The sequence below is a fragment of the Legionella lytica genome, from assembly GCF_044626755.1.
Classification (GTDB): domain Bacteria; phylum Pseudomonadota; class Gammaproteobacteria; order Legionellales; family Legionellaceae; genus Legionella; species Legionella lytica_A.
Map to the genome: position 1 here is coordinate 46,735 of NZ_JBGORX010000010.1, position 19,411 is coordinate 66,145.

Here is a 19,411-nt window from a genome sequence, read left to right on the forward strand (position 1 = left end):
TTTTTAAGTCATTAATAAAATTATATATTAATTTTCGTCAAGTGCTCCTGCACCATGCGAGCCAAAGAGTCGACGTGAGGCTCTTGAAACATGGTTTCATGATTTCCTGGTGTTATGTATCGGCTGATTTCATTATTAGAAAATTGCTCCCAATGATTAAGTGGTGCGTCAATTTCTGCGAACGCGGGGAGGAGGTTTTGTGATTTAAATAACGCCATAGGGGACTCAATAAGTTGCATTTCAAATTTCCACAACAAATTAAGGCGAAACCATTGAATGTCCAATAAGATTTCTGGTTTGGGTAAACCATATTTTATAAAGTCATTAACCAGTTCGGCGTGCTGTCGTGCCATCGATGTTTTGAAATAGTGATCGTCCAGTAAGGTATTGGGGTACACGCCCCATCCATCCAGTACGATTAGTGAAGCCACCTCTTCATTGTGACGTTTTAACTCATGCGCAATCTGCGCGGCAACACTTGCGCCAAAAGAGGCACCTCCAATTAAGTAGGGGCCATGGGGTTGTATTGCCTTAATGTGGTTCAAGTAAAAGGAAGCCATTTCTTCTATTGAATTTAAAATAGGTCGCTCTACATCGATGCCCGGATCTTGAATTCCGTAGATGGGGCGTTGCTTTTCTAAGGCACGGGCTAATTTGGTGAACCAGAAAATCGTACCGCCGATTGGATGAATTAAAAATAAAGGAGTTTTATGCCCACTAGGTTGTAAACAAATGATAGGGTTTGGGATATCAGCTTGATTTTTAATGGGTTTGGTTGCGGCCTGTTGTCTTTGCTTAATTAGGTTCATTTGCTCTTTTAGCGTGGGGTGGGTATACAAATCACGTATACGCAGTGTGACCTTGAATTGGTCTTGGATGAGTGAAATGAGCTTGAGCGCTAAAAGGGATGCACCACCTGAATCAAAGAAATTATCGTTGGGACTGATTTGATTGGTTTCCAATATTTTTTGCCACAAGAGCATCAGTTCGTGCGTTTCTTCGTTGGTATTGGGGGCTTCGAGTACGGTTTGAGTGAAATCAGGCTCAGGCAGGGCATTGATATCGACCTTTCCGTTCACGGTTAGAGGGATATGCTCAATTATGATAAATACCCGAGGTAGCATGAATGCTGGAAATTTTGCCTTTAAGTCTTTTTTTATCGCTGCTAGATTAATATGAGTGTGTTTCGACTTTAGGTAGCATGCCAGGTAATCATGCCCATGGGTGTCACTTTTCTTTACCACAAAACAATCTGAAACCTCATCGTGGTGGAGAACCGTTAAGATTAATTCTTTAGGTTCAATGCGGACGCCATTGATTTTGACCTGGTCGTTATTTCTTCCTAAATACTCCAGGACTCCTGAGGGGAGCCACCGTACCCAATCTCCCGTTTTATAGATGAGTTTAAAACGATGAGGTTCAAAGGGATTGGTAAGAAAATGCTCTTGAGTTAAGGGGGCTCGATGATGATATCCCGCGGCTAAACTCAAGCTGCCGATGTAAAGTTCGCCTTCTTCACCTAACTTGGCCAGGTTTCCTTGACTGTTGACGACGTATAAACTGGTATTGTGTATCGGTCTGCCGATGATGTTGGTGTGTAAGTCTTTGGATGAGGTGGATACCTCTTGGGATGTAATGTCAATGGTAGCTTCAGTCGGGCCGTATAAATTAACGAGCTGGCATCTTAATTGTTCAAAGAATAATGTTTTGATTTCAGGGCGCAGTGACTCACCGCCTACAAACACATAACGTAACGAGGAGCAGCTACGTATCCGTTTATTTTGAAGCATTTTTTTCAAAATAGAGGGAACTAATTGCAGGATGGTTACTTGGTGGTGATTAATTAAGTCCATCAGTAACTCTGTATCTATATGAGTCCCTTGCGGTGCGATGACCAGTTGCGCTCCTGTAAAAAAAGGTAGAAACAGTTCCCATATTGACGGATCAAACGATAACGGCGTTTTTTGAAGAATGATGTCTTGATGGGATATATCAAACCGTTGACTTATCCATAACATATGATTCAACAAAGCCAGATGCGTTATTTCCACTCCTTTGGGAACTCCGGTACTGCCTGAGGTGTACATCATATAAGCCCGATTTGATGATTGGGCGCGTGCCGTAAATAAAGGAGATAAACCCTCCAACTCATGAAGTATTTTATCCAATTTAATCAGCACTAAGTCTAAAGAACCCACCCGCTCTTTCAAATGAGAGTCGGTAATGAGTACCGTGGTCTCACTGTCTTTCACCATGAATGAAATTCGCTCTATAGGGTAATGTGCATCAAGTGGGACATAGCAACAACCGGTTTTAATAATCGCAATAATGGCAATGAAGGTAGAAATACCGGGCTCTAAATACACTGCAATTTTATCTTGAGGATGAACACCACATCCTAAAAGGTAGTGTGCCAAGCGATTGCTTTGCTCATGGACTTCCTTAAAGGTTAGCTGAGATTCTTTGAAATAAAGCGCGATTGCATCCGGTGTTTTTTGGGTTTGTTTTTCAATAAAGGAGCATAACGTCTCTTCGTGATTGAACGATACGGTATCACCATGCCCGATGTATTGCCCATCCTGCTTTACGAAATTCAAGGAAGTCATGGCGATTTATCCAATTTCCAGAGAAAATAAAGCATACAGCTGTTCCATTGGTCCCAGATACTGGGTATATCCTGTTCCTTTTATCATCATGACGGTATCCTCTTGGGGCGCTCTCATGGCATCAAACGGACTCAGACTCTGAATGCTATTGGGATTCGAGGCGGGTACATCCATAAATACCGGATCGTTTTTTGCAAATACAAGCAACTCTGACATTAATTGGGTCGCAATTTCTGGTGTGTCCGCAACTAAGGTCCCTATGCGAAATCCACGCACACAAGGGCGTATGAAGCCAAACCCTTTGATGAGGTTGTCGTCCATAAAAACCAAACCTTTAGTTTCTGGCTTGAGTAATAACTCGTTAAATAATAACTCTCGGTTAGTCCCATCCTGTTTTTGGTAATAGGTGCTGATAGAAGGAATTAACTGGCTTGTGATTAATGAGCATGGATTGCTGCTCAATGGGGCGTTTAATGGGTTGGGGTGAATATGCCAGCGTTGAACCCCCACCACAGGTACAAATCCGGCTTTTTTATAACGCGCGACTTGTTCTGATACGGCATATAATGCAATAAGCGCATCCGGGTGTTCTTGCTTCATTCGACTCATGGCCTCATTCCAAAGGGCTTCTCCGACTCCTTGCCCCCGATAGGATTTATGTACAATAAATGGCCCCAAGGTAAAAAAAGAAAGGCTGTGCTTCATCAAGGACAGGGAGGCGATGCTTTTGTTTGTTTTGGCAATATAGTGGCCCATAGGGTCTATTTTATAGTAGATTTCACTGTCGTGGATGCCTATATTCCATCCCTCATCGATACACCACTGATTGATTTCTTTAAAATCAGAGTGCTGCATCTGAGATACGGTGATTGTTTTGCTAAAGAGCTCTATTTGGGAATGGTTCATATTGTGCCTGGGTGATAAACGTTTCGATACAGTAGCATGTGCCCATCATAGCGATGTGTTTTATTTAGTCAAATTAATTCAATGGTTAAGGGTACTGCCTGTTTGACGGAGTGCTTTAATGACGCTGTTCTTTCTGACGTATTTGTATTCAGTCCATTACGCAAGACTTATCCTGCCCTACACACAGACTTATCCACAGATTTTGTGGATAGTTATTAAAGATAAATGCATGAGTTCACGGCCTTGAGTGGTATGAATTCACTGTTTTAATCCTAACTGCCTAATTGATGCGATGAAACGAGGAATGGTGTAGATGAGAGTTATTCACGGAAAAATGTGTTTAATTTCAGGAGGCTAGGCAATGGTAACAAAAAATAAAATTAGATAACAGCTTGAAGTTTCAGGTTTTATACGACGCATCTAATACGTAAAAAATAATATTTTCGGCCATTTAATGTACACTACGCATTTTTTTGCAGTACTGTGGTTTGTACAGACGCCCCTGATTCATTTGCTCAGTCCAAAAAAATCGTAAAACAATTATTTGAAGCACATCCCAAAACAATTTATTGTGGCTATTCCTTTGATGGCAAAACTGTTGATCTAAACTCATGTGGAATGCAACAAGCAGATTCAAAACCGAGAGCTCACCGAATAAAAATAGAGCATATATTAAGGCGCGTTGGCAACATGTTATAAAAACTATTCTTTGCTATTTATTGGATTTTTCATAGTTGTAGAGGTTGAATTATCCCTGACTATACAGCCAAATGCGGATTTGAGAGCTTTGCTCATATAATTACACCCAATTTAGCATTCTGGCCATAAATTTTGACATAAATGCCTGAAAGATGTAAGCAAGTTCCAGTCGGTTAGGCCTTGATGTTTGAATTTAAAGCTTTCTCTGGAAATTTTAGTAACAACTCATTTATTGAGCGGTTCAATAGAACTTATCGCACCGAAATACTTGACATGTACGCATGCAAAAATTTACACGAAGTAAGAGAGCTAACAGAAAATTGGATAAAGGAGTACAACGAGGAAAGGCCACATGATTCGCTCAATGATTTAACGCCATCGGAGTATCTGGCAAAAAATCAAGCAATGAACTCTAATTTAGGATGTCACTAAACATGGGGGGTTTACAGTTATCAATCATTCAATAGTTTCAATTTTCTGACACATTTTGAAATGCAAGCCTGACGTCATACTTCAAATTGACAACTTATTTGTATCGTACCATACGGTGCGTTTGAGGAGCGGATAACCAGATAAAAGGAGAAAACAATTTTCATTTGGCAAAATTAGAATGAACTACAATTAATTATAACGAGTCATTTAAGAGCTTAATATGGACATTGACTTAGATTCACTTGAGGAACTCTGTGCTCAGCTAAAACCCAATCAAGTCTATTCAACCCATTATGGAATTCGATTTATTAGACATATCCTTCAAAAAACTTTCCCTCTCAGTTCATATGATGGGAGACCCAATCTTAAAAATTTCTTTTTTGAAATTAAACCCTTAGTGAGTACGGCAAAACACCTAGGCTATTCGCATTTCGTTTATTTTGGACATAGCTATCCATTTGATGGCTTACTTATAGATAAAACATATAAAAAGATAAGGTTCGTAGAATGCACAAGTGCCTTTGAAGGATACAAAGCGGAACTAAGGCCCCAACATTTAATAACATATAATCATGCTCCACTAAATACACCCTTAACTAACCAAAAATCCAAAAAAACGGGAAAAAGAAAAATTCTTTATACTCCCAGCGACGTATTTTATGATTCAGAGTTGGTTGTAGATTTAAAAAATCTTATTCACGCTTCATTAATTAAAAAATTAAATAAATATGAATTCAACAACGGAATCCTTAAATGGATATCTGTTACTTCCATAAAGCTAGAGTTTTTTTTTAGATATTGTTGCACTATTGCTTGAAGAAATATCATGTTTACGATATTTAGATTTTTCTTTGCATGCTCGTGAAAGTACTAGCCTAAAAGCTCTACATGCCATTATTAGAAGCGATTTAAATCCCCGAGAAAAATCACTCAAATTGCTCTGTGGAACAATTCATTTACTTTCTTTAATAATTTAGGGGTTACTGAAGGATTGGATAAGGAAGAAAATACATCTATTTACACGCCACCTTCATAGATAGCACACATAATTACGCCTGCCGGGCTAAATGTTCGGCTTTAGGTCTGCTGTATCCGTACCTCCTGTTTGATGGTTTACATTAAGATCCTTAAAGTTGCCCCCCTATTTGGGTAGAACCATAAATACGGCCACTGTTATAGGCCGCATTGGTTCTTTTCCGTATTTTTATTTAAGGCTGTTAGGTACGCCGCCGCTTTCGGCGAGCTTAATCATAACCTGCTTGTGGAGCCAAACATTCATCTCAGCTGAACCGTCAAGCGCTCCAGTGTAGCCAAGTTCTTCTGCAAGCTGCTTGCGGGCGCTAAGGCTTGAATCGAGGTTCAGTAGTTTCATCAAATCGACAATGGATTGTTTCCAATTGTAGTCCTTATGACCAGTAGTATCGGCGACCTTTTGGATCATCGCTTCGATTTCGCTTTCTGTCATCGGCTTTGGGGTGGAGGGGGCTACCGCCGTGTTGCCGGAAATGCCGCCGGTGCTCACTGGTGTAGCTGCTTTTGCAGTTCCAAAAATTGCAGAACGGATGCTTCCAAAAATGCTCATGACTTCCTCCTTGTTAGATCATTGAAACGAAACATATGGTGCGAAACTAAATTCTGAGCGCATCGCTGGCGCACGCTCGTTGTTAAGTCTAGTACCCACTTTCTGATCTTACAACCTTTTGTAGAGGAAATAGTTTTTTCAATAGTTATGATTATATTTTATACAATAAAACCTGTTTTAACTATTAGAGAGATTTTATGTCGAAGCTTTTACCTGATGATGAATCAGTCACAAGCTTTTATTGCCACAAATGTAACTGCGGGTCTTTGTGCTGAGAAAATGATAATCATTCCCTTTAATAAAATTGTCTAAATGGATATGAATCATACACAATTTAATTAATCATTTTTATGAGCCGACGAAATACAATAAATAGAAGAGAAAATTATTTTCGGAGTTTATTTAGAATGTTATTGATTAATAGGTAATTGGCCGGGAAATATAACGCTTATTAAGATATAATGGTTAATCATTGTGAAAAGATGAGGGCATATCCTTTGATGAGAACAACCAATTATCTATGATAGGAAAAAACTGCAGAAAACTTATCTTTAAAAGCATCAGAGTACATTGAAGTTGCTAGAACCAGAGTGCAGCGTTCAGTAAATTCAGAAATGGTACAAGCTTATTGGTTAATTGGAAGAGATATTAATGAGTAACCAACGGGCCCGTACTTTTATGCTCTATCGATAAACCGTCGCATGGTAAGTAATATACCTAAACTTTTCTTCCTTCAAATCATTTTCAGTAGAAAAGGCGCGAAAATATTCTTCTGCATTAGCAAGTAGAGATAGCTGGTTTTTTGTTCCTTCATAACGACCAACTCCAGGTACCACGGCACAAATTGTTTACAATAAACCTATGGATTCAACTAGCCAATTGATTGCATTAAAAAATATATGTTGATTGCTTAAAATCCCTGGAATGACATTAATCGCTGCTCCAAATAAAAACAATAATGTCACAGGAAGAAAAATAAGATTAAATCTAAGAATTATGTAGATAAGTTGGTTACTTTCTTGTGTGGAATTTTTACTTGCTGAAATGATGAAACTCCATGGATTCGAGAACCAAGATTTAAGATGCTAAGAATGGCCAGAAAACAAGGGCTGAGGTTAATTGAGCCAATGGTAGATTATGAGCAATTCTAAGGGAGAGGATACCGAGGACGAAAGAGATACTCTTACTAAGTCTGATTAATTCGATAATCAGACTTAAGAGAGCATTTCCCACAATGACAATAGAACCTAATGACATTTAAGAAATTGAGAATCATGCTTGAAAAACTTGATAACATGCCGCGGCCTACTTTAAGGAGGGAGGTCTCCGGCTCATTAAATAGGGCATGCCCCAACCATGCTATACCCTCTAAAGTATTATATAGATCTCTTAGTGGGCGAAATGCATAATAAAAGGGTAGATTGTCGAGGTCACTTGATAGCTCGGCGAATAGCAGGCACTGAGACTCATTCCACCGCTTACTATTAATAAGTCTCGAGAAGAAGAAGAATCATTATCTAAAGTTTTATGGAAGAAAGATATTGAACTTTTATGCGCCATTTTTGCATCCTGTTAAATAAAATTTTTTGCCGTGATGCGTGCATTTAAAAAAAATATCTTAAGAAATTATTACCACCTAGGACTACCAAGCCGTGGTATCCTTAGGTATGGACGATAAATCATTTACTTCTCTAAATTTGAATTATCAAGGAGAAAGACCTTTGGCCGGGATTCTAGTAAAAAAGAGGTATGCAATATTTAAGCCCTGGAAAGACAAAATTCCCTTGGAATTTTCTGTTGATCTGGATAGTTTTAAATATTCTGAATGCCAAATTCGCTTGAATTAGGGCGAGAAATTAGAAAATTGAAAGTTCCTAGGATATTAAGAATAAATAAATCTATGGTTCTTAAGGTGCTAGGGATTAAATTTCAATCATGCCCCTTTTTACTAGAATCCCGGCCAGAGGTCAATTTATAGAAATGTCCATTTCATTAAATTACAAGTTCAAAGGGTTATTTGAAAATTTCAACTGAGGGTACCATCATTTTAAAAGCAGGCGAAACTCATTTACCAATAGACGATTTTATAGATGATATTTTACAGAAGATAACATCTCATACTAATTTAGTAATCACAGCCGCACCGGGTGCTGGCAAGACAACTCGATTGCCTCCGAAATTGCTTTCTGTTGTAGCCGGGAAAATATTAGTGCTAGAACCTCGAAGAATGGCGGCGATTGCTGCTGCTCATCGGGTTGCAGAAGAAAATAATTGGCTAGTCGGTGAGGAGGTTGGTTATCAAGTCCGTTTTGTCAATAAAACAGCGCATAAAACCAGGTTAATTTACATGACGGAAGCTTTGCTGGCCCGAAACATGATTCATCATCCTGAGTTAGATGATGTAGACATTGTGATTCTAGACGAGTTTCATGAAAGATCTTTATACGTTGATTTAACACTAGGATTAATACGTGAATTACAAGAGTTAGGGCATCATATTAAAATTGTGGTCATGTCAGCGACACTCGAAGCAGAAAAAATTGCTGAATATTTGGGAAATTGTCCTGTCATTTCCGTGCCTGGAAAATTATTTGAGTTAACGGTACGTTATCAAAAATCAACCCAATTACTAAAACCGCAATATCAATTTTATGAGCATTTATCTCAAGTCATCAAAGAAGCACAGCGACAGACTGATAAAGATATTTTAGTATTTTTACCGGGTGCAGGTGAAATTGAACGCGCTAAAGGAAACTTACTTGATTGGACAGAAAGCAAAAAAATAGAAGTGATCACGCTGCATGGCAGTCTTTCTCTGGAAGCACAGCGTATCGCATTGCAAAAATCTTCAGCGCAAAGAATTATTCTTGCAACTAATATTGCTGAGTCTTCTGTTACTTTAGACGGTGTTGATACCGTCATAGATTCAGGTTTAGTAAAAATAATGAAACAAGATTTACGTACTGGATTTTCACGCCTGGAAATTTCGCGGATTAGCTTAGCGAGTGCCATTCAGCGCGCTGGTAGAGCTGCCCGACAATTTCCAGGTGTTTGTTACAGGATGTGGAATCAACATGATGAAAGGTCATTTGTGAAATCCAATATTCCAGAAATCCTACGTTCAGATTTAAGCGATAGTTTACTTTTTTTAGCTAATCAACGTATCTCGAATTTTCAGAATTTCTCGTGGTTTGAACGACCTCCCCATGTCAATATTGAGCGGGCGACCTTTGGCTTACAAGCGGCAGGTGCTATCAAAAATAACAATGAATTAACATCAATAGGTCGCCAGCTTTTGGATTTCCCATTACCTCTGCGTTTGGGGAGACTATTAATTGCAGGGATAGAAAATAATTGCGTCGATCTGGCTGCAAAAATTGCAGCGTTATTACAAGAGCGCGATATTCTACGGAAAGAAATTGCGAATCATTTTCAAGCAGATCATTTTGAATGTGATGTTGCACCGCGATTAAAAATTTTGAATAAATTTCTAAAAGATGGTTCTTCCCAGGATGGTCATTTCACACTTTTACAAACTGTCGCGCAAAGTTATCAGCAGATTCTAGATCTTGCTAAAAAATTAAAAAAAGCCGAGCCCCCTGCTTCTCTTGAAGAAGATGAAGCTAGACAGTTACTCCTCATGTTATCTTTTGGTGATCGTTTGTGCCGACGTCGCAAGAACTCTGAGCGTGCATTAATGGTCGGTGGTCGTGGTGTAAAATTATCAGATCGAACGCTTGTGAAAAGGAGTGAATTTTTTATTGCATTGAATGGTTTTGAAGGAAGCGGCGAGGCTGAAACTTTAATTAATCAGGCGAGTGGGATAAATAAAGAATTTTTGTTCAAACACTTTTCCGACAACATAATAAAGAAAAGAGACATCATTTTTGAAGCAGAAAAATCGCAATTTTATCAGCGTGAATTTAAAACACTTTGGGATTTACCTATAGAAGAACCGAATTTTTCGCTGGCCACCTCTGTACATGTTGCAGAAAAATTGCCTGATATATTAACTGACAATTGGGCGAGCACACTGAAGAAAAATAAAAGTTTACATGAGTGGTATCAAAAGATTATATTTTTACGATTCCATAAGGCATTAATACCCTCTCATATACAAGATGAATTGGAAAGTCTTTTCGACGGAGATGCATTAAAAAAATCATTTTGCTTAACTGGATTTAGACAAGCATGTTTCGGTGAAAGTAAAATGACCTTCGTACTGCAAAAAAATTTAGTGTATTTTTTTGAGCTAAATATATCTGAAACATTGCGGAGTATTTTACAAACCGAACTCCCAAATAAGTTAAAAGTTCCAAGTGGTAGCATGATACCCATTCATTATTCAACGGTTGAACATCCCTTTCTTGGAGTACGCATCCAAGAAGTGTTTGGATGGGAAAAAACGCCGAAAATATTATTTCAGAGTGTGTCAGTGGTGCTGCATTTATTAGGGCCGAATTTTCGTCCAGTGCAGGTAACAAGCGATCTCGAAAGCTTTTGGCAAAATGGTTATTCAGAAATCCGTAAAGAGTTACGGATACGTTATCCTAAACATCAATGGCCATTAAATCCTGCTGATGGCATTGCTCATGCGAAGGGATCGAGGCGAAAATAAAAGAAACCCATCGATGAGTCTATGGTTGTTTGAAAATGGGATCACTGCAATATGGTCTCATTCCCAGGGCACAAGTTCTGGAGTGCGAGGCCATCAGGATAAGATGTATGGTAACCGTAGTGAGAGCTCATTTATTAATGAACAATGTAGAATTTACGGCTGAAATCTATTCAGAAATTGCTCAGTTTTTCTTTTTTGCAATAGAGCCGTAAATTTAATGGTTACGAGCTAGTAATTAGTACGTACGAGACACAGATTAAAATTACTGTATAATAAAATTTCAAATATGTTTCTTGCATTGGAAAATATGGCATATACTAAAAATGATCATCTGGATACCCTTTTTCAGGCCACAGGGGACGTACTTCGTCAAAGCGAGCAACTTATACCCATACCTGAACACAGAGTTTTCTTATTACGATTAGATGAACAAATTCAAAAACTTGATAAAAAAAAGAATGACAATATACAGAAATTAGCCAAAGCATTACGTGATTTACGAGATACTTTAGATAAAGACTTTTTTGCTCAAGAGTCAAGCCAAACAGGATTAAAAAAAATCCGGATTAGTACTGCAATGTTAACGCTCAAGGACACTCTTGTCATGCTCGAGTCAATACAAACAATGGATCCTCCGCATGCAATAAACGCAATAAATTTATACAAAGAACGCTGTGACTCACGCTCTAGTATATTTCCTGATATTATCTCATCAATTAGTTTAGCAGCAATTGGGCTAGTAGTGGGTGCGAGTATTGGTTTAGTCGCCAGTGTGTGTATGGGAGGATTCGTCAATCTGCCATTGATAGTTGCAGGGATGGCCGCGTTGGGCTTAGGAATAAGTCTTATCCTATCAGGTGCCGCGTTAGATAAAGGATTCTTTAGACCCCAATTAGATCAAGATATAGATGACGTGGTCCATAGCTCGATTCTGTGTATGAGGACGTGAAATGTCTGTCTTTGTAGTACATGTATTAGTAGCTTATTATAGAAACGTGCAAATGCAAATTAGAAATTTTACTGATTTGCACGTGGATTCACTTATTGTAAATTCAGTGGTGATTAAGATAAAACTCAAGTTTTTTTAAGGGTTAAGGTGTTAAAAATGGCTCCGTCGCAAAAAAGAAAAACTGTACAAAAAAGCTGTTTCTGAATAGATTTCAGCCGTAAATTCCACATTGTTCATTAATAAATGAGCTCTCAGTCCGGTTACCATACATGCAAATATTGAACAGACCTTTTTTAAACATATGTATGATTTCAAACCCCTGATGGTTGCATAGGCAGTTTTCATGGATTGAAAAGTCTAGCTAGTTTTCGGGGAGGATATCTGATTTTTGGGATAAAAAATAAACCACATCTATTAGAAGGGCTCAATAAAAGTAGCAATGGTATTCATTAAACAGAGTAACCCTAATTAAGGGATTATTTGCACGAAAGCCGATATTTATAATACATTTAGCAAAATTGACTCTCGACTTTATTATTGGATTTATATGAGCACCTCTCAACATAGATTGGAAGAACTGTTACAGCAGGCTCATCTAACAACCTTTCTAGCTAAAAACGCTTATCCAGAAGAACGCTTAACTGGGCCTCGTCTCTATCAGGCCTTTCTGCCAGCCTCCAAAACAATTAGTAACGAGCGTAATTCCTCTGCATCCTTTGATGAAAAGGCATGGGGTGAGGACGGACTTAATACTGCTCGCGAGGCTGCCGAGAAACTTAAAGGGAAGCAATTTCCTAATCTCTTAAAGTTATACACTTTTATCGCGAGAAAAAGAGCTAACTACGAATATAAAAAAAACGGAAAAGCTGCGTCTTTTGCGTTTGGTTCATTCAGGGACCCGGATGATGGTTGTCATATGGAGCTTAGTACCTGTTTAGGCAAAGACGACGAATATCAAGACCAATATGGCTATATGCTAGAATTACTTCAGATTTTTTTTCCGAATCCCGATATAAAGATGAAAAATGTATTTGATAAGAACTCTAGAAGAGTTGAGGCTGAGATGAGCAGCTTTATTATCAGGGGTACCCTTCGTCGTGAAATAGATAAAAACCCATATTCATTTAAGGAGCCAGGAGAATATGAGCGCACCTTTACTACAATAGAAACCTATAAAAATCCCCGTGATGGCGTAGAATTTATTTACCTGTTGCATCCCAATATTGAACGTTATGAGCTTGATGAATTTTTTAATCTTGTTGAAACAAAATTTCCTGATTTGTACGACTTAACCAATCGAGAAAAGTCTATCAATTCTTTAGCGGAAATTGTGTGGACCCTCGCTCAAGCGGTACCTACAAAACGAGGCAATGCTTCAATCATAGAACGCCTCTATCGCAGTGTGCAGTTAATTCATGGTGAGCATTTACCGCATTATCGTTTTCCACTTAATATAGATTTATTGGCCATTGTTACTCCCTCTGCAGAACAATTTAGACAAATCTTTGAAACCCTTTTCTATGATAAGGATATGCTCTCCTTAATCGATAAAAATCTGGACAATATTCAGTTTTTTTTACAATTTTCCCAAGAGCCACATAACGAGTTAACCGCATTACAGCTTCAATTAAATGGCTTAAAAGAGAAATTTAGATCTAAGGAACAATGTGCCAAGCAAGACGAGATAGTATTGCTAGTAAAGGATAGGTTCCGCTATTTTAATTCTCCCTCTCCAGGCAATAGTCCAAATAGAGCGGCAGAGCCCGCTCTGTCGCAAAAACATTTTTAGGCTAAGAAACCCTGAAGGGCATCACTTTTATTTACAGAGAATTGCCCCAGGCCAGTTACAATTGTGATTTTTCATCGCGAATTAATATATCTTCTGTTTTTAATTATTCACATCTTGTATTTGAAGATAAGTAATTAGTTGTACGTAATATGCACAATAAGCGAAAAATATCATTATCCCTATACATTTAATATTATTTATATAAAGTATAAGAGTTGAATAATTATTATAATAATTAATGTTCTCTTGAAAATATGAATTCCGAATTCATATTGGTGGCTCAAAATATTTATTTCAGAAATATATGCTAAGTATAAACAAGATTATTTATAGGAATTTAAAATATTTGGAATAAGGATAGGGTTACCTGGATTCAACTGATAAGTGCAACTTGCCCTCCCTTCTAAGATAAAAATATATTGATTCCATCATCAAGAGCTAAACGGAGTAGTTTAAGATTGGCACCTTGGGTTGTATCTCTCTTTCCCACTGTTGATATGTAGGGGTAGAGGAAGTAACATTCAATTAATAATAGGATTGAACAATGATAAGACGGACAAGAGCCGCATTTTTTAATTGCTCAGTAAACCGATTAAGTGTAGCGGCTCCAAAAAAAGTAGCGAAATTCAACTTAGTAAGAATTCATAGTTTTGATCATGATGGGTGTGTTGGTACACCTTTTTTAGATCCATGTGATGTCCCAGGCATGCACATAGATTTGTTGGATCATCTTAAAGCTAATCAGTTACAGTTCCCTGCCCTAGAATGTATGATGATTTTCTCTAATAGGCAAAGCCTTAAAAAAGATTGCAAAAATGCGCTATTTAATAATAATAATTTAGCTTTGCAAGTCATACCCGCTTTAGCAAAAAAGTATAATGTCTATTTTGATCCTCTTCTTTTAACGGACATATCATTAAATCAAAAACCTGGCACTACTTATTGTAAGTTAATAGAAAGTGCCCAAAAGATGCAAATTAAACTAAACGACAAAATCAGCCCCAAAGAACTCGAGCAATTAGCAGCGTTAGTCCCTATCGATTACGTTTACTCTACTGATAAAGTAAATATTCTCTATGCACAAGCCCATAGGGCGGCCTGTTTTTTTCCTCAGAGTAGAATCGAATTAAATGTTTATGATGATTTGTCTAAGGCGGTTTTAACTCCCTGTTATGAATTTTATAAGTGTTATCCAGAGTTACTTCCTGAGAATGTCGTTGTTAATTTTACTCAGTACGATACGGTAATAGAGGAGCTACCTAAGCCCCAACTGCTTTATAGTATCAGGGGTTCAGGAAAATTAAATCCGCTTTACTATCAGACCATTAAAAAAATGGAAGATCGTGCTTTGGCAGAAGAAGGCGAACATCTATCCGAATACACTTTTTCTAATTATCTATCCCCCACTACTCTATTCGAGGGTGAACCATTAATAACGGCATCGTCAACTAAACTTTGAAACACGTCAATGAACGAATAATAGATTAGCTTGAAGATAAATCTTATCTGCAAGACTCCACCAGATTGAGTTCAGCTGCTCTAGCTTAATGGTAGTTAAATTGCCCGCGGCACCGATGCCGAGCTACCCAGCTTCAAGGATCTGCCATTATTGAGACAAGTAATACATTTCTGTTAAGTGATTAACAATTGATAAATTAAAACAGGGATTAATTTCCTTAACAAATGATTGCCGGGATTCACTTATCTATTAGTAAACTGACTGCCACTAATGGCAGAGTATTTATCTTCTTGAATTATGCTCTCTCTATGAAAAAAATTTGTATCGCTTACTGTTCTTTGTAAACTATTTTTAGAAATAGTAGACCAACTTCCTGTTTGAGCATGAGTAGATGATGAGGAGATATCGTCACAAGGTTCTTTCTTTTGCATCGCATCCAAACTCATGGGCTTTTCTTGTTTTGTCGACCTATGTTTTTTAAAAAGAAGATCTTGTAAGAATTTTGATACACTTTTCCCAGGCTGTGATTTCTCGGATTCTACTCGCTTGGGTTCGGAATAATTAATTCCCAGTATTCTTAAGTCATCTACAGTTATTGATGGAGCCTTGTTCTTGATGTGTCTCCACAAAATGTTTGGATCATTTTTTCCAAAACCATGCATACTGCAGTATGCAAAACTTTTTAACGTAGCCAAAGTGAATGAATCTAATGGTTCTATTAAAGGAAGTATCTTTCTTAGGTTTGCTCTTTTTTCTACTAAGTCTGCAGTATTATCCTGATATGCTCTTTTTCGAATAAGCTGAAATGTTTCATAATTAATACCCAAGCCCTCGATACATTGCTTCAGCCCTGATTCATCCACCTGTATTAATGACTCCAGGGCTTGTTTTCTCTTATTTATGTGCTCGGCAAGTTCAATCATGGTTACTCTTTTGATTCGAGGTTCACTTAAATATTCCTCGGCCAGATCAAATGTAGCCATGTGCTTTGTTATAATTTTTAAACGCTCGATTTGCTCCTCATTTAATTCATTTATTAAATAAAAAGTAGCCTCATATTTTTTCTTTAACATTTCAGAAAAACTATTTTTAGGTTCCCGCATACGAATATATTGTTGATAATTAACATTTTGATCTTTAGCTTCTGCGATTATTTCTATTGGATCTAACTCCTTTGCAGAAATCTCTATTTCATCTAGAATGGAATCTCTTTGTTTGAGATTTTCTAATAACTCAATCAAACCAACTTTGCTTAATTTTTCTTCTTTATCCAGAATAGAAAAATTATGAATTCGATTTTCTAGTATGAGATATCGTTTAACCTCTTTAACAAATTGAATTGTCTTTTTAACTCTCTCTTCATTAATAATTAATTTCTCTTTCACCTCATTTGCAGAAGCAATGAATTTATTTTCACGCAATTCATTAAATCGTTTAAGCTGCTCCAAATTCATTTGAGTTTCTTCAGTTTGCAAAAGCTCAAAAATTTCTAGAAGATGATTCAATTTTTTAATAAAATGCAGCTCACTTATTTCATCCGATTTTTCTTCTTTTTCTAAAAAAGTACAAATATTTTTGCCATTAGAAAGATGGTTTTCAATTAGAGCGCTATCATGTAACAAAGGCATTTTTTTACCTATAAAAGCAATTTTTTGCAATTATAGTTCAAAATAAAGACAAAGTCACCCGAGTGAATTAAATGATAACTTCATGTCGCATTTAGCGATCTATTTGATGCTCTCACATTACAGTAGCCTTGGAAAATACCGTAATAAATGGGTATTACTAAGATGGTCATGACTTCTATTAGTAAAATTATCTTTATTTTGAAAAAATATTTTTTCATTTGTATTCTAGAGCCTATGCTTAATATTATCATGATATAGCACCCAGAAGGCCAAGAATAAAAATGCATCTGCAAGCAATAAAAGAGAAAAAACAACTCTGGATTATTCTACTTATTGTATTTATTAGCTTTATTGGCTCGTCCATTGCCTATCCGATTTTTCCACCTTTGTTTTTACAATCTTCGGATCAACCAATCATCTCTCCGGAATGGAGTGAAACCAGTCGGCGTCTTTGGTTGGGATTAACTCTTGCCATTTTCCCCTTAGGGCAATTTATCGGCTCCCCTATTCTGGGACGAAACTCTGATTTGTATGGCCGCAAAAAAGTACTAATCATTAGCTTGTTTGGCAGCATATTGGGGTATTTGCTGACCGTTATCGCTTTTTGGACCCATTGCTTTTGGTTATTATTATTTAGTCGCTTTTTAACAGGCTTTATGGAAGGAACCTTCGCAGTGGCCAGAGCATTAGCCGCAGAACTGACTACCATCAATAAGTTTGTTAGTTTTGGCCGTCTCAATACCATGGCAGGTATTGGCTATATCATCGGGCCAATTATTGGTGGCCTATTATCTAATTCCAATATTATTCCCTGGTTTTCATGGTCATTTCCTTTCACATGTGCAGGAATAGCTTCGATTACGGCATTGGCACTGGCATGGTGGAAATTGCCAGAACATAAAGCCTTACTGCCAGTGAAAAAAGAATCTATAATGAGTCAGCTTAATATTATCCGCCAATTTAAACTGTTATTTCAGAACCATCCTCATTTGAGGTCTTTACTAGTCATCAGTACACTATTTACCTTTGCGGTCGATATGTTTTATGAGTTTGGGCCAGTATATCTTGCGGGTAAATGGTCCATGTCTCCAGGAATGATAGCGCTCTATAATGCCGCCTTGTCAGCTACTCTCGCCTTCGGTGCCTCATGGCTTCCATACCATTTGTCAAAACGTATGCCAATTCACCGGGCTATTATTGGCGCGATGATGGTTACCGCGTTAATTTTTGCGGCAATGATTATTTTTCAACACCCGATCCCCATGTTTTTATTCTTCGCACTCATTGGCTTTAGTATCACCAGTGTTACGACAACCATGACCATCCATATATCAAACAGGTCACATACGGCCATTCAAGGAGAAGTGATGGGCGCTCAAGTAAGCTTACGCACATTAGGTGATGCTATTATTTGCATTGCAGGTAGTTTTTTAATTGTTGCATCGCTTATTTTACCCATCGTTTTTTGCTGCATTATCGCATTATGTGCTGGTATTTTATGTATGGTCTCTTTAAAACCTACCGATGTAACTAATCATGGATAAATTAAATACTTAGACTAACTAGAGCGATAGCTTCTGATTTAAATGTCAGTTGGTGAGCCTTTCTCCTGCACTCCATACAATTTTACAGGCTTTATGCTGGCTTATTTAGCTAAAGAGCGAAATTGCGGGCGGTTAGAATGGTGGGTACTCGATTGGAATGAACCAGCAATTAACTTTTATAAAAGCCTTGGGGCTATGGATGAATGGCCTGTTTATCGAGTGACGGGTGATGCATTGGATAATTTAGCCAACGTCCTATAGCTTGCCCTGAGAAACCTCTCTCACGGCCATTGAAAGGTCATTGTGCAAAAGCTAAATTTGTTTTAGCTATTGCATCTTGTTCGTGCTCCGCATGAAACAATGTTTTATCAAAGGGTTTTAGGGATAAGACGTTAACATCCAACATCCCCTTATCTTCAAACGATTCTGCGTCACTAAAAACATGATCCATAACCTTAATTAAGCTATAGTGCTGAGGGTTAATCTCGGCGATTCGTCCTAGTTTTTTTTGACATTCCTCAACGTTAAGTAAAGATTGATCGTTTAATGCAACGGCTGCCAGAGTGGTTAAAACAAAACCCGCACAATTTACACCACTGGCGGCTGTTTTCTGGGATGGGGTTTTCGTCAGGTAATGAATAAACTCAACAAAAAAACCAACAAAACCTCTGGGTAGGTTCCAAATTGGCGTCAAAAAAAATGAGCAGAACACCGAGAGAAAACTTGGGGTAACCGGATTTTCAATCATCGATTTATGAGCTCGTTGAGCGTAATTCCAGTACTTGCGTATATTATTCTCAACTTCTTCGTTGCTGGCTACCTCAGATGGAGCCCAGGTTGCCTCCATTATGTTGGCTAAACTTCCTACATCATAAGTGACGCCCTGGAGCCGCCAAAATTCAGCTTGATCAACTATTTTCTGACCATTTAATTTTTTACTACGAACAACTTGTACGTCCATTACATTAGAAAAAAGACCAAATAAATTACCTGTTTGAGTGCATTTCTGCAGGATTTTATATATACCTTCTAAGGTACCCCGCGCTACGCCTTTATTAGATGTTGCATCAATCAGATTTGATACCCTGTCCGCTTCAGGAGCAAAAATGGCAACATGAAAAAGCTCTCCATTCAATTTAAAAAGAATGAGGTCGCCTGGTAATAAGTCATTAAAATTCATTTTATCCACGCTGAAACAA

12 protein-coding genes and 1 pseudogene are annotated in these 19,411 nt (G+C 37.8%); 8 read left to right on the plus strand and 5 right to left on the minus strand.

From position 1 onward, the window contains the following. Positions 1-20: 20 nt before the first annotated feature. Together ACD661_RS15130 and ACD661_RS15135 are read right to left on the minus strand one after the other, a co-directional pair. Positions 21-2,606 (minus strand): non-ribosomal peptide synthetase, encoded by a 2,586-nt coding sequence (locus ACD661_RS15130; RefSeq protein WP_400188708.1) that lies wholly within the window; start codon positions 2,604-2,606, stop codon positions 21-23. 6 nt (positions 2,607-2,612) lie between these two features. Beyond that, a complete protein-coding gene (locus tag ACD661_RS15135; RefSeq protein ID WP_400188709.1) occupies positions 2,613-3,512 on the minus strand; it encodes a GNAT family N-acetyltransferase in 900 nt (299 codons plus the stop codon). Between the two features lie 915 nt (positions 3,513-4,427). On the opposite strand from ACD661_RS15135, the pseudogene ACD661_RS15140 reads away from it, so the two are divergent. Together ACD661_RS15140 and ACD661_RS15145 are read left to right on the plus strand one after the other, a co-directional pair. Beyond that, a pseudogene (locus ACD661_RS15140) lies at positions 4,428-4,643 on the plus strand (integrase core domain-containing protein); the annotation flags it as partial. A gap of 220 nt (positions 4,644-4,863) precedes the next feature. Next, positions 4,864-5,460 (plus strand): hypothetical protein, encoded by a 597-nt coding sequence (locus tag ACD661_RS15145; protein WP_400188710.1) that lies wholly within the window; start codon positions 4,864-4,866, stop codon positions 5,458-5,460. A 387-nt stretch (positions 5,461-5,847) separates the two neighbouring features. On the opposite strand, the gene ACD661_RS15150 is transcribed toward ACD661_RS15145, so the two are convergent. Next, positions 5,848-6,225, minus strand: a complete 378-nt coding sequence (locus ACD661_RS15150) for a DUF3597 domain-containing protein (protein ID WP_400188711.1) — start codon at positions 6,223-6,225, stop codon at positions 5,848-5,850. A 2,017-nt stretch (positions 6,226-8,242) separates the two neighbouring features. Here ACD661_RS15150 and hrpB point away from each other — a divergent pair. The 4 genes from hrpB to ACD661_RS15170 all read left to right on the plus strand — a co-directional run bounded on the left by hrpB (position 8,243) and on the right by ACD661_RS15170 (position 15,040). After that, positions 8,243-10,843 carry an ATP-dependent helicase HrpB gene (gene hrpB / locus ACD661_RS15155; RefSeq protein WP_400188712.1) on the plus strand — a complete coding sequence of 867 codons (2,601 nt, stop codon included), beginning with the start codon at positions 8,243-8,245 and terminating at the stop codon, positions 10,841-10,843. Between the two features lie 307 nt (positions 10,844-11,150). After that, a complete protein-coding gene (locus ACD661_RS15160) occupies positions 11,151-11,792 on the plus strand; it encodes a hypothetical protein (RefSeq protein WP_400188713.1) in 642 nt (213 codons plus the stop codon). 547 nt (positions 11,793-12,339) lie between these two features. Then, positions 12,340-13,581, plus strand: coding sequence for a hypothetical protein (locus tag ACD661_RS15165; protein ID WP_400188714.1), 1,242 nt, complete (start codon positions 12,340-12,342; stop codon positions 13,579-13,581). 544 nt (positions 13,582-14,125) lie between these two features. Beyond that, entirely contained in the window at positions 14,126-15,040 is a 915-nt protein-coding gene (locus tag ACD661_RS15170; protein ID WP_400188715.1) for a hypothetical protein, read from the plus strand. A 242-nt stretch (positions 15,041-15,282) separates the two neighbouring features. Here ACD661_RS15170 and ACD661_RS15175 read toward each other — a convergent pair whose 3' ends face one another. Next, on the minus strand, positions 15,283-16,698 hold the full coding sequence (locus tag ACD661_RS15175) for a hypothetical protein (protein ID WP_400188716.1): 1,416 nt from the start codon (positions 16,696-16,698) through the stop codon (positions 15,283-15,285). 251 nt (positions 16,699-16,949) lie between these two features. Between ACD661_RS15175 and ACD661_RS15180 the strand changes: the two genes are divergently transcribed. Next, entirely contained in the window at positions 16,950-18,212 is a 1,263-nt protein-coding gene (locus ACD661_RS15180) for an MFS transporter (RefSeq protein WP_400188717.1), read from the plus strand. A gap of 42 nt (positions 18,213-18,254) precedes the next feature. Then, positions 18,255-18,473, plus strand: coding sequence for a GNAT family N-acetyltransferase (locus ACD661_RS15185; protein WP_400188718.1), 219 nt, complete (start codon positions 18,255-18,257; stop codon positions 18,471-18,473). 37 nt (positions 18,474-18,510) lie between these two features. Here the strand turns inward: ACD661_RS15185 and ACD661_RS15190 are convergent, their stop codons facing one another. Beyond that, positions 18,511-19,392 carry a hypothetical protein gene (locus tag ACD661_RS15190; RefSeq protein ID WP_400188719.1) on the minus strand — a complete coding sequence of 294 codons (882 nt, stop codon included), beginning with the start codon at positions 19,390-19,392 and terminating at the stop codon, positions 18,511-18,513. Positions 19,393-19,411: the final 19 nt, after the last annotated feature.